Consider the following 11,821-nt stretch of genomic DNA (forward strand, 5'->3'; position numbering starts at 1 on the left):
CCAACGCCATGAAAACAAGAAGAAGCCTTCCGCTTAAACGCACCGCCCTCTCGGTCGTGGTGGCGGCGGCCTTCCCCCTGTTTCCGGCGCACACCCTGGCGGCCGGGTCGGCGGGCGTGGCTCAATTCATCGCCGGCGACGTCAATGTGCTGCGCGCAAACGGCAAAACCGAGCCGCTCGCCAAAGGCAAAGCGCTCGAGAGCGGCGAATCCATCCTGACGGGCAACGCCGGCCGCGCGCAGGTGCGCTTCACCGACGGCGGCCTGGTGTCCCTTCAGCCCAACACCGAATTCAAGATCGCGAACTATGTCGACGAAGCAGACCCCAAACAGGACCGCTTCCTGGTCGACCTGCTGCGCGGCAGCATGCGGGCCATCACCGGCCTGATCGGCAAGCGCAACCGCGAGAACTACAAGGTCACCACAACCACCGCCACCATCGGCATACGCGGCTCCGGCTTCAGCGTGGGCTACAACCCCGACGGCTCGCTGGGCATCACCACCGAACTGGACGGCATCGAAGTCTGCAATGCCGGCGGCTGCGTGGGGCTGACGGCAGGCGAGTCAGTGCGCGTGGTAAGCCCTACCGAGGCGCCCGTACGTACCAATGTGCGGGCAAACGTGCCAACGCCGGCGCCAGCCCAGGAGGTGGTCACGGTCGGCAACCAGACCACTGCCGACGGCAAGGCCAGCATCGTTTCCACGCCGTCCGCCCCTGCCAGGCAAGTGTTCACCGACCTGTCGGTGGGCGTGGTGTTTACCGATACCTCAGCCAACCCGGTGGCGGAAAGCTACCACCCCGAGGGCGGCACCGCCGTGCTGACCAGCTTCCTCAGCGGGCAACCCATCGACTTCGACAGCGTCGACAGCAGCAACGTCCGGACCCAGTTCCGCAGCACGCCCGGCCTCACCAACATGGAAAAGGGCACGCTGGGCGTACCCACCGACGCCGATTTCGTCGGCTGGGGCAGCTGGGTAACGGGGCAAAAGATCGTGGGCGGTTCGGCCGCGTCCATCGAGTCCGTTCACTTTGTGATGGGCCGGCCGACGCCTCTGGCGCAAATGCCCACCAACATGCAGGGCACTTACGCGCTTGCCGGCGGCACGGCGTTTTCCAACACGCTCGGCGCAGGTCAATTGGTCGGCGGCTCCATCACAGCCAATTTCAGCGGCGCCGGCCAGGGCAATGGTTATCTCGACCTCACCACACGCTTTGGCGGCACCAACTACTCAGTGACGGGCATCTCCCTGGATATCAACAACTCCAGGATCACGAATACTTCGGGGTCCAATATCACCGGCTTCTTCACCGGCAGCAACGCCAGCCGGGCAGCGCTGGTCTACAGCACGCCGATCGAAAGCGCAGGCCAGGTTTCCGGCGCAGCCGTCTTCCAGCAGACCGGCTTGAGCGCCATCCCCCAATAAGCCAGCCCGCGCGCACAGCATTACCCAAAAAAATCTCCGGAGAATCAGCATGACCCCCTCGTCCTTCAAGCTTCAGCACACTGTCCTGGCCGTTGCGCTGGCTGCCATTTACCCGCTGCAGGCGTCTGTTGCGGCTTCTGCCGGTGTGGCCCAGTTCATTGCAGGTGATGTGAATGTCCGCCGTGCCGATGGCGGCTCCACACCGCTGGTCAAAGGCAAAGACATCGAAAGCGGCCAGGCCATCGTGACCGGCGCCAGCGGCCGGGCGCAGGTGCGCTTCACCGACGGCGGCCTGGTGTCCCTGCAGCCCAATACCGAATTCAAGGTGGCCAACTATGTCGACAAGGCCGACCCGAAAGAAGACCGCTTCCTGGTCGACCTGCTGCGCGGCAGCATGCGGGCCGTCACCGGCCTCATCGGCAAGCGCAACCGCGAGAACTACAAGGTCACCACCACCACCGCCACGATCGGCATACGCGGCTCGGGCTTTAATGCCGGCTACAACCCCGACGGCTCGCTGGGTGTAACCACCGAGTTCGACGGCATCGAAGTCTGCAACGCCGGCGGCTGCGTGGGCCTGACGGCCGGTGAATCGGTGCGCGTGGTCAACAACACGGACGCACCCGTGCGCACGAATGTGCGAGCCATAGTGCCCACGCCGGGGCCCATACAGGATCCTGTGATTGTGGGTAACCAGACCACGCCCAAGGGAGCACCAAAAATCCTCGTGGAAGACTCAAAAGTTGCTGGACTCCCCACCGGTGAAAACGGCACCTTCACCGACATGACCGCTGTCGTTCATTACCATCTGCCGCCTGTCAACACTGACCCGAATGGCAGCTTTGCCGGCCCGATTGCTTCAACGTCAGTGGTGCTGAGCGGCAGCAAGGCCACGTCCATCGAAGCTTCTGGCTTCACCTTCACGCCGACCGTCAACACAGCGGCGGGCTCTTTCGGTTCAGTCGCTACCAATGACTTCATCGGCTGGGGCAACTGGGCCACCGGCACCAAGACAGGCCCCACCAACCTCGCCGAGATTCACTACCTCGTGGGCCAGGCTACGCCGGTCATACCGACCATCGGGGGAGCCGCCTCCTACACTCTCGTCGGCGGCTCGGCCCCCACGTCGTACACCGGTGCCAGCGGAGTCCTGAACAGCGCAACGCTTTCGGTCAACTTTGGTGGTGGCTTTCTGGACGTCAACATTAACACCTCATTTGGCAATGTGGTGGAGAACTTCCTGTATTTCTCCAGCTCCACCTTCAGCAGCGGCAGCGGCAGCATCAAAGGCATGTTCACAGGCCCCAACGCCAATTACGCGGGCCTTATTTACAACGGCGGCCTGTCGCCGGCAGGCACGTTCACCGGCACCGCGATCTTCAAGGCGCCTTAACGCCCGCACCAGGCAGCCGCAGGCCCAAGGTAATAAACCATCTCCCGCTGCGTGGCCTCGGGGCCATGCACAGCGATCGCCTGCAGCCTTCCTGCCTCGCCCATGCTCCGGCACAACGCGGGGTCCGCCGCCAGTTGCATCACCGCGTCGTAAGCTTCTTCCTGCGACTGTATGAGCCGGCCCGACACCCCGTCTTCCATCACTTCGGCATAACCGCCGCGCACGTGCGCCACGACGGGCAGGCCCGCGGCCATGGCTTCCACCACCACGCGGCCATACGCTTCCGTTGACGCGCCGGTGCGATAGAAAAATGCATCCAGCGAACGGTAGAAATCGGGCGTGCTTTCAGCGCCGGCGGGCAGCAGTTCAACCCCTTCGACACCCGCCAGCGCCTGCGCCATGCAGGTGCCGCCCATGATGCGCACCCGCAGCCCCCGGCTGGCCAGCATGCGGTACAGCGCCGGGTCTTCGGGGTGGTGCTTGTCGGGTGCGTCGCGGCTGACGCGGCCCACGGTGAAGGGGCGATCAGCCGCCCCCGGCGTGGAAGCCTGTGCGAAGCGCTCGCCGGCTACCGCCAGGAAAGGCTGCACGTCCATCAGGCTGCGTGAAATGCGCCCAGGCAAACCAACGCTCAACTGCAGCAGCTTTGACACGAACACCAGCTCCGGGTCTAGACCCGTGCTGTCCCGCAGGGACTCCATCGCTGCAAACAGCTGCGCGTGGTTGGCCAGGTTGTAAAACAGGATGATCTGCTCAAACTTCGCGTACTTCAGCCAGAGGCCGGGCCGCATGTGCACGCCGGCAATCAGCAAGGCGCCGCCCCTGGGGAACTGCTGGGCAAAAGGCTGGATCACGGCAATGTCCTGCCCCGCGTAGCTGGGGTGCAGCGGCACATCCGACCACAGCTTCACAGGCCGCCGCCCTTGCAGCAGGCGCCGGATGTCCAGCAGCTCACGCTCTGCACCGGTATAGGCCTGGCTGAAACGCCCCAGCAAATGCAGCGTAGAGGCTGGTGATGCAGGCGAAGGCGAGGCTGGAGCAGAGGCATTCATTCTTCGGCAATTATCCCTGCGATGCGAGGCTCTGCCACATAATCCGGAGGATGCAAAACACGCTCCCGGGCGCACCCGACGCTGCCGGCCTGCAGGCCCCTGAAGACAGCCAAAGCTGGATGCTGCGCGGCTCCCGGCTTCATGCCGCCGGCCAGCTCGAGCAGGCGCTGATCGCCTTTGAAAAAGCCCTCGCCCTGCAGCCCACCGACGTCAATGCCGCCTCGGCCTGCGCCACGCTGCTGTCTGCGCTCTCCCGGCCGATGGCGGCGTACAAGGCACTGCTTTCCGTCGAGGCCCTGCTGCTGGAAACCGCCGACGGTGCAGCCAACCTGGCCATCGCGGCCGAAAGCTGCGGCGACCTCGCCCGCGCCAGCATGGCCTACCAGCGCGCATTGGTGCTGGACCCCCACCATGGGCGCGCCCTCAACAACGTCGGGCTGATGGCCGCCGCGCAGTCGCAGTGGGAGGCCGCGCTCGAATGCGCCCGCCAATGCCTGGCGCAAGACCCCGCCCACGCGCCCTACCACGTCAACCTGAGCGACTACCTCTGCGGCGCCCGGCGCTATGCCGAGGCGCTAGCCGTGCTTGAAGCGGCCGCGCTTCGCTTCCCGGACGACCTGGACATCCGCATCCGCACCGCCGCCGTGCTGGCTTTCAACGGTGACTTTGAAAAGTCCCGCGAAGCAAGACTGCGCTTTGACGCCGCCACGCTGGATTACTTCAAGGACTTCCTCTCCCGCTCAATCGCGCCCGCCTACCTCGACCACAGGTTGCGTGGCCCCCAAGGTCAACTCCCCGATGCGTTTCAGCTCTACACCGGCCAGGCCTTCGAAGCCATGACCGTCTGCGACTGGCGGGACAACGAACGCGCCGCGGCCACGCTGCGGCAAATGCTGGACGACGTCTTGCGCACCGGCATAGGCCGCGACTGGCGCGACGCGCAGTTCTACGGCCTCATGCTCGGCATGAACGAAGACGAGCTGGCACAGATACGCCGCATCTCGGTGGCCAGGATCAGCAAAGACCTGCAGTCGCCCCTGCCGCCGTTTGTGCAGCGGCAAAACCCGGTGGGCAAGCGCGACGGGCGCATCCAGATCGGCATCACGGTGCAAAGCCTGCGCGACGAGCGCCATGCGCACGCCCTCAAACGCCAGCTTGCGCTGCACGACAGCAGCCGCTTTGCCATCCACCTCTATTCACCGACACGGCACCCCGAACCCGCGCACAGCGAAATGCTGCAAGCGCACGTCGCCAGCGTGACGGAAATCGCGCACATGTCCGACGTGGAAGCCGCCGCGCGCATGCGGCTGGACCACCTCGACGTGTTTGTCGACATGACGTTTGACACCGCTTGGTGCCGGCCCGAAATACCCGAGCTGCGCGTGGCGCCGGTGCAAATACGCCAGCTCACGTGGCACCGCCACAACCCGCCGCGGCCTTGCGACTACAACATGTCCGACACCTTTGTGCACCCCGACGGGCTGGACCTCACGCCCTACGGCGCCGTCGTGCGCCTGCCGCACACCTGCTGGCTGGCCACGCATGACGAAGCACCCGAGGCCGGCTGGGACAACCGCGAGAAAGCCGGCCTGCCCGCCGGCGCGCTGGTGCTCTGCTCGGTGGTGCCGTCGGTCATGCTCGATCCGCAAAGCTTCGCCGCCTGGATGAAAATCCTGCGCTCGCTGCCCGACGCGGTGCTCTGGCTGCCCGCCTACAGCCTGCCCATTGCCGCCAACCTGGTGCGCGAGGCCAACGCCGCCGGCGTGCATGAAAACCGCCTGCTGTTTGCCAACCGCCTCTCGCGCGTGCAGACGCTCGCCTGCATGAAGCACGCCGACCTCTTCCTCGACACCCTGCGTTTCAGCGCCAACCAGGGCCTGGAAGACGCCCTGCGCATCGGCGTGCCGGCCATCACCTGCGCGGGCGACAGCATGGCCTCGCGCCTGGGCGGCAGCATGCTGCGGGCCGCGGGACTAAACCAGTGCGTGATGCAAAGCCCGGACGCCTATGTCGCAGAGGCCGTGCGCCTGGGGCGCGACCCGCAAGCGCTGCAGCAGTTAAGGCAGCAGCTGCTGGCCGAAAAAGCCGGCGCGCCGCTCTTTGACCTGGCCGCGCGCGTTCGGGAATGGGAGGCCGCCTGGGCCCATATGGCTGAGCGCACGCGCGCGGGGCTGGCGCCTGCGGCCTTTGATGTGCCCGCCTCTGCCAGCACGGCGAAGCTGTAGCGCTATCAATTTAGTAGCTACAAGCCCAGGCAGCGCCTGGGCTAGAGGCACTTTTTACTTAAAATTCCGTGAGATCCTGTGAAGCCGCGCTCAGGCCTCACCAGGCGACGCGGGCAGCGCACACACCTCGCCAGTCGGCAGCAACCCCGCCTGCGCTTTCGCTTCAGCAATACCCACAGCACGCGGCAAAGCCACGCCGTTCTTCACCGCCGTCAGCTCAGCCAGGATGGAGATCGCAATCTCGGGCGGCGTCTTGCTGCCGATGTAAAGGCCGATCGGGCCGTGCAGCTTGCCCAGCTCTTCGGCCGTCAAGTCGAAGTGCTCGGCCAGCCGCTCACGGCGGCGCTGGTTGTTCAGGCGGGAGCCGATGGCGCCGACGTAAAACGCCTCAGAGCGCAGCGCCTCCATCAGCGCCAGGTCGTCCAGCTTGGGGTCGTGCGTCAGCGCAATGACGGCGCAGCGCGCGTCCAGCTTCATGTCGTGCACCACGTCGTCCGGCATGCCGGTGGCCAGCTCCACGCCGTCGACCTGCCAGCTGTCACGGTATTCCTCGCGCGGGTCGCACACCGTCACGGCGTAGTCCATGCCCTGCGCAATCTGCGCCACAAAGCGCGACAGCTGCCCGGCGCCGATGATCAGCAAACGCCAGCGCGGGCCGTGCAAGGTCACCAGCGCAGCCTCAGACACCTGCATGCCCTGGCTGGGCTGGGCCGTGCTGAGCGTGACGGCGCCCGTGTGCAGATCAAGCCGGCGCGCCACCAGTTCACCGGCCTGCAGGCGCTGCAGCAGTTCGTCAATCCGGCTGGCTTTTGTCAACGGCTCAATCGCCAGCTCAATGGTGCCGCCGCAAGGCAGGCCGAAGCGGCGCGCCTCATCGGCGGAGACGCCGTAAGTCACGATGGCCGGCCGCGCCTGGCTCAGGCCTTCGCGGCGGGCGCGGTCAATCATGTCGTCTTCAATGCAGCCGCCTGACACCGAGCCCACCACCCGGCCGTCTTCGCAGATGGCCAGCATGGAGCCCTCGGGCCGCGGGCTGGAGCCCCAGGTCTTGAGCACGGTCACCAGCTCGCAGCGCAGCCCGGCGGCCAGCCACTGCGACGAGGTTTTCAGAACTTCGAGGTCGATGTTGTCCATGCGTCAAATGCTAGCAGCCCGCGTCCTTCGGCGCCCCGGCCTGGCGTCAATCCCTCACGCCTTGGCCAGGTTGTCATTCAGCGGCAGCGTGCGCACGCGCTTGCCGGTGGCGGCAAACACCGCATTGGCCACCGCCGGCGCCACCAGCGCCGTGGCCGGCTCGCCAATGCCGCCGGGCTTCTCGGTGCTGGGCACCAGCGTGATGTCCATCACCGGCGACTCATGCATGCGCAGCACCGGGTAGTCGCCAAAATTGGTCTGCTGCACCCGGCCCTTGTCCAGCGTGATCTGGTTGTTCAGCGCCGCCGAGAGGCCAAACACAATGCTCGACTGGATCTGCGCCTGCACCGTGTCGGGGTTGACCATGCGGCCCAGGTCGGCCACGGTGGTGATCTTGTGCACGGTGATCTGGTTGTCCTTCACCGAGACCTCGGCCACCTGCGCCATGTAGGTGTCGTAGCCCTCCATCAGCGCGATGCCGCGGCTGCGGCCCGCCGGCGGCGGTGTGCCCCAGCCGGCCTTGTCGGCCGCCATCTTCAGCACATTGGCAAAGCGCGGTTGTTTCTCGAGCAGCGACATCCGGTAGGCATACGGGTCCTTGCCCGCCGCCAGCGCCATCTCGTCGACAAAACTCTCATTGGCAAACGCGTTGAGCGCATGGCTGACCGAGCGCCAGTAGCCGGCACGCAGCCCGGTGTCATGGATCACCAGGTCGTACTGCGTGTTCGGGATGTCGTAGGGCATCACGCCGGCTTCGGCCATGAACGGGTCCAGCGTGTCCTTGGGCAGGCCAAAGGCGCGCTGCGTGATGGACTGCGAGGTCACCTTGAAATTCAGCGCCACCGGTTTGCCGTCGGCGCCCAGCCCGGCTGAGAGCTGGTTGACGGCCATGGGCCGGTAGAAGTCGTGCGTGGTGTCGTCCTCGCGGCTCCAGATCAGCTTGACGGGCTTGCCCACGGCCTTGGAGATTTGCGCCGCCTGCACGATGAAGTCGAGCTCCAGCCGCCGGCCAAAGCCGCCGCCCAGGAAGGTCGTCTTCAGCGTGATGTCTTCAGGCTTGAGGCCCAGCGCCGCCGCCACACTGCCCTCGGCACCCTGCTGGAACTGCGTGGGGCCGATCAGCAGGATCTTGCCGTTCTTGAAGTCGGCCGTGAAGTTCATCGGCTCCAGCGTGGCGTGCGCCAACAGCGGCGAGACATACTCGGCTTTCACCGTCCTGGCCGCGCCCTTCATCGCGCCCGCCGCATCGCCCTTGGCCGGCACGATCGGGATCAGCTTGCCGCTGTCCGCCGCTTTGCGGATGCCGTCCAGCATGTTGGCGTTGTTGATGGCCGCGACCGGGCCTTCGTCCCATTGCACCGTCAGCGCCTGGCGCGCCTTGTAGGCATGCCAGTAGCTGTCGGCCACCACGGCCACGCCGTCCGGGATCTGCACCACGTCGATCACGCCGGGCATGGCTTTGGCCTTCGCTGCATCAAAGCTCGTGACCTTCCCGCCGATGACCGGGCATTGCTCCAGGCTGGCGTAGACCATGCCGGGCAGCTTCACGTCGATACCGAACTCGGCCGTGCCGTTGACCTTCATCGGCGTGTCCAGCCGCTTGGTGGGCTTGCCGATCACGGTGAAGTCTTTCGGGTCTTTCAACGCCACGTTTTCCGGCACCGGCAACTTCGAAGCCGCCTCGGCCAGCGAGCCGTAAGTCGCCTTCTTGCCGTTGGGCCCGATCACCATGCCGTTTTCGGCCTTCAGCGTCGAGGCATCGACGTTCCACTTAGCAGCCGCCGCCGACACGAGCATGGTGCGCACCTGCGCGCCCGCAATGCGCAGCTTCTCCCAGCCGTCCCGCACCGAGGTCGAGCCACCGGTGATCTGCGCGCCCAGCAGTGCATTGGTATAGACCTTGCCCGGAGGCGCAATCGCCACCTTGATCTTGCGGATATCGACATTGAGCTCTTCAGCAATCAGCATGGGCATCGACGTGTACACGCCCTGCCCCATCTCGGAACGCGCCGACAGCAGCGTGATGGTGTTGTCGTCGGCAATGTGCACCCAGGCATTGGGTGTGTAGAGCGTTCCGGCCGCCTGCGCGGCCGACGGAACACCCAGCGATACACCCAGCATCAAGCCGCCGCCGGCCACCGTCAGCGCGGACGATGTCTTGAGGAAAGTGCGGCGGTTTGGAGAAACCAGTGAAGTCAATGAGGTGATAGTCATGATCGTTCTCCTCAGGCTTTACGCATCGTGGAAGCAGCATCCTTGATCGCCGCCTTGATGCGCGGGTAGGTGCCGCAGCGGCAGATGTTGCCGCTCATCGCCGCATCAATGTCGGCGTCGCTCGGGTTTTTGTTGCCCTTGAGCAAGGCCGCTGCGCTCATCAGTTGCCCTGACTGGCAGTAGCCGCACTGCGGCACATCGTGTTTGATCCACGCCACCTGCAGAGGGTGCGTGTTGTTGCGCGACAGGCTTTCAATCGTCGCCACCTTCTGCCCGGCGGCTGCAGACAGCGGTGTTTGACACGATCGCACCGGGTTGCCATTGAGGTGCACGGTGCACGCGCCGCACAGCGCAGCGCCACATCCAAACTTGGTGCCGGTCATGCCCAGCTCATCGCGTATCACCCACAAGAGGGGTGTGTCGGGTTCAGCATTAACGGAAACGGCGCGGCCGTTCACGTTGAGTTTTGTTGTCATGGTGGGGGTTCCTTTTAGCCGCTGCCTTACTCGTCGTAATCACAGAATCCGGCAGGCCCCTCCAAAAAGTCAGCTGTTCAGCGACTCACCCAGCGACTACCCGAAGGCCTTGCGCAGGTCATGCTATGACTGGGGTTTAGGGGGTGTCTGGGTAGAAACCCTTGGCTGAAACAAAGTCTCAATACTTTTTCTCAAGATGAGACATTGGCGATTAGTTCATTTGATTCATCAATTAGAGGAGGCGCCTCTTCCTGCGCCTCCCTAAACTGAGCTATGTGACCGTTTACCGGTGCGCCATAGGTCTGCTTCAACCCGATGATGCCCTTAAGTCTGAACTCAAGCATGGAACAAAAAGCTCAACTATCTTTTTCTCACACCGTCGACTACGCATTCGTCGAGACTGCACTGAAGGCCCGATGGGAACCATTCTCTGAATTGGAGACGGAATTCCACTCATTCGTACCTAAAACCATCCAAGACTTCGCTGAATATCGCAACTCTGAACTGGATAGATTAAAAGCACTAAATCCAGACTCTCCAGCGGAAGATCTCCTAAAGTTGATTGACGGTCAAATTCGTGCGCACGCGAATCCCGAATATCAAGTTTTCCGCCGCTTCACAGATCGCGTTATGGCTGAGTACGTAACCATCGCATTTCTCTCGCACGCGCTTTCAGAGTCAGCGATCAATGCCATTCTCGCAATTGGCCTAGCAACATCTGGAACTGAAGAACTTTTTAGTCTGCTGGAGCGCGCTGAAATCAAAGAAAAGTGGATTGCCGGCCCTAAAGCATTTCATCCCTCTTACACGCTCCCCAAGAACACCGCGCTCTATCAAACACTGCAAAAACTGACGCGACAACGAAACGCGTTCGTCCATCACAAAATCGAGATTGAAATGGAAGGGAAAGTAAAACTGGAAGGATCTCGTCTTGACCGACTTCCTTTGAGTGAACAGCTTTCTTGGATGAGGCGATTTTTAAGTTTGCCCTACGATTTGGCGAATCACGCGGGGAGAGAAATTCCATCCTTCCCGGGGTTGATCCTCTATGACAGCGGTCCAATCCAGCGTTTCCCCCCTCATCTTCTAACTTAAGTCACTTCCGCCATACCGGGCGGCTTATGTCAGGTAACAAGGTTTACTTATGAGAATCGAAAATTATTTTCGGTCGATTTCCGCAGAACTCGATGCTCTAAAAAATCGAGTGCGACACATGATAGAAGACCATCACTGGCCGACAGATGGAGAATGGAAAGAGTCAGTTCTTCGATCAATTATTCGCCGAAGCGCTCCAGCTTCTGTTTCGGTTGGGCGAGGTTTTGTTGTCACAGCCACCGGTTGCACCACTCAATTAGATATTTTGATTCACGACAATTCTCATCCGGTTCTATATAGGGATGGAGACTTAGTATTTGTATCTCCAGCTGCATGTTTGGCGATTATCGAAGTCAAATCAAAATTGACAACTACGAATTTTCGCGACGCAAGCGATCAACTGGCTACTGCCGCCGGTTTTGTGAGACATGCTCCGGGAGGAAGAAATATATTTGCCGGCTTATTTGCTTACGAGCTATCAGGCTCTCGTCCAGAAAGAATTCTCGACAGCCTAGCAGCGTCGGCAAACGGAGACATGCACCGAGTTATTGATCATGTCGCGCTAGGAGAAGACCATTTCATTAAATGGTGGCACACAACGCCTGAACGCCCAAGACAATTGCACGAATCGTGGCACGCATATCGACTTCGAGAAATGGCGGCTGGATATTTTGTGCATAACTTACTTATGCACCTCAGTCCGGACAAAGAGAATGATCAAACAATCTGGTTTCCCGAGCAATCAAAAGAGGCTCATGTCCTTTCGCGACATGGCCTTTAGGAATTTGTCCCGGACGACCTACCCCAC

At 62.6% G+C, this 11,821-nt stretch carries 9 protein-coding genes; 5 read left to right on the plus strand and 4 right to left on the minus strand.

The window, feature by feature from the left end; genetic code table 11:
* Positions 1–8 precede the first annotated feature (8 nt).
* Positions 9–1,424: a FecR domain-containing protein gene (locus DT070_RS18190; protein ID WP_122956666.1), complete on the plus strand. Its 1,416-nt coding sequence runs from the start codon at positions 9–11 to the stop codon at positions 1,422–1,424.
* A 49-nt stretch (positions 1,425–1,473) separates the two neighbouring features.
* Positions 1,474–2,817, plus strand: a complete 1,344-nt coding sequence (locus DT070_RS18195) for a FecR domain-containing protein (protein ID WP_122956667.1) — start codon at positions 1,474–1,476, stop codon at positions 2,815–2,817.
* Here the strand turns inward: DT070_RS18195 and DT070_RS18200 are convergent.
* On the minus strand, positions 2,814–3,869 hold the full coding sequence (locus DT070_RS18200) for a glycosyltransferase (RefSeq protein WP_122957485.1): 1,056 nt from the start codon (positions 3,867–3,869) through the stop codon (positions 2,814–2,816). The genes DT070_RS18195 and DT070_RS18200 overlap by 4 nt on opposite strands.
* Positions 3,870–3,919: 50 nt before the next feature.
* Between DT070_RS18200 and DT070_RS18205 the strand changes: the two genes are divergently transcribed.
* A complete protein-coding gene (locus DT070_RS18205) occupies positions 3,920–6,094 on the plus strand; it encodes a hypothetical protein (RefSeq protein WP_164483779.1) in 2,175 nt (724 codons plus the stop codon).
* A 90-nt stretch (positions 6,095–6,184) separates the two neighbouring features.
* Here the strand turns inward: DT070_RS18205 and DT070_RS18210 are convergent, their stop codons facing one another.
* Genes DT070_RS18210 through DT070_RS18220 form a run of 3 tightly spaced genes read right to left on the minus strand, consistent with a single transcriptional unit; the run spans position 6,185 to position 9,918 of the window.
* Positions 6,185–7,228 carry an XdhC family protein gene (locus tag DT070_RS18210; protein WP_122956669.1) on the minus strand — a complete coding sequence of 348 codons (1,044 nt, stop codon included), beginning with the start codon at positions 7,226–7,228 and terminating at the stop codon, positions 6,185–6,187.
* Between the two features lie 54 nt (positions 7,229–7,282).
* On the minus strand, positions 7,283–9,442 hold the full coding sequence (locus DT070_RS18215) for a xanthine dehydrogenase family protein molybdopterin-binding subunit (RefSeq protein WP_122956670.1): 2,160 nt from the start codon (positions 9,440–9,442) through the stop codon (positions 7,283–7,285).
* Positions 9,443–9,453: 11 nt separating this feature from the next.
* The gene (locus DT070_RS18220) at positions 9,454–9,918 is read right to left on the minus strand and encodes a (2Fe-2S)-binding protein (RefSeq protein WP_122956671.1); all 465 of its coding nucleotides are present in this window, start codon (positions 9,916–9,918) and stop codon (positions 9,454–9,456) included.
* A gap of 342 nt (positions 9,919–10,260) precedes the next feature.
* Between DT070_RS18220 and DT070_RS18225 the strand changes: the two genes are divergently transcribed.
* Both DT070_RS18225 and DT070_RS21425 read left to right on the plus strand, forming a co-directional pair.
* The gene (locus DT070_RS18225; RefSeq protein ID WP_153976339.1) at positions 10,261–11,013 is read left to right on the plus strand and encodes a hypothetical protein; all 753 of its coding nucleotides are present in this window, start codon (positions 10,261–10,263) and stop codon (positions 11,011–11,013) included.
* A gap of 49 nt (positions 11,014–11,062) precedes the next feature.
* A complete protein-coding gene (locus DT070_RS21425; protein ID WP_153976338.1) occupies positions 11,063–11,794 on the plus strand; it encodes a DUF6602 domain-containing protein in 732 nt (243 codons plus the stop codon).
* Positions 11,795–11,821: the final 27 nt, after the last annotated feature.

This window comes from Polaromonas sp. SP1 (assembly GCF_003711205.1).
In the GTDB taxonomy this organism is placed as follows: domain Bacteria; phylum Pseudomonadota; class Gammaproteobacteria; order Burkholderiales; family Burkholderiaceae_C; genus Polaromonas.

Bases quoted from the DNA above. Each gene is read 5' to 3' on its own strand.
- DT070_RS18195 (WP_122956667.1), top strand. From the start codon at position 1,474: ATGACCCCCTCGTCCTTCAAGCTTCAGCACACTGTCCTGGCCGTTGCG.
- DT070_RS18215 (WP_122956670.1), bottom strand. From the start codon at position 9,442: ATGACTATCACCTCATTGACTTCACTGGTTTCTCCAAACCGCCGCACT.
- DT070_RS21425 (WP_153976338.1), top strand. From the start codon at position 11,063: ATGAGAATCGAAAATTATTTTCGGTCGATTTCCGCAGAACTCGATGCT.
- DT070_RS18225 (WP_153976339.1), top strand. From the start codon at position 10,261: ATGGAACAAAAAGCTCAACTATCTTTTTCTCACACCGTCGACTACGCA.
- DT070_RS18200 (WP_122957485.1), bottom strand. From the start codon at position 3,869: ATGAATGCCTCTGCTCCAGCCTCGCCTTCGCCTGCATCACCAGCCTCT.
- DT070_RS18220 (WP_122956671.1), bottom strand. From the start codon at position 9,918: ATGACAACAAAACTCAACGTGAACGGCCGCGCCGTTTCCGTTAATGCT.
- DT070_RS18190 (WP_122956666.1), top strand. From the start codon at position 9: ATGAAAACAAGAAGAAGCCTTCCGCTTAAACGCACCGCCCTCTCGGTC.
- DT070_RS18205 (WP_164483779.1), top strand. From the start codon at position 3,920: ATGCAAAACACGCTCCCGGGCGCACCCGACGCTGCCGGCCTGCAGGCC.
- DT070_RS18210 (WP_122956669.1), bottom strand. From the start codon at position 7,228: ATGGACAACATCGACCTCGAAGTTCTGAAAACCTCGTCGCAGTGGCTG.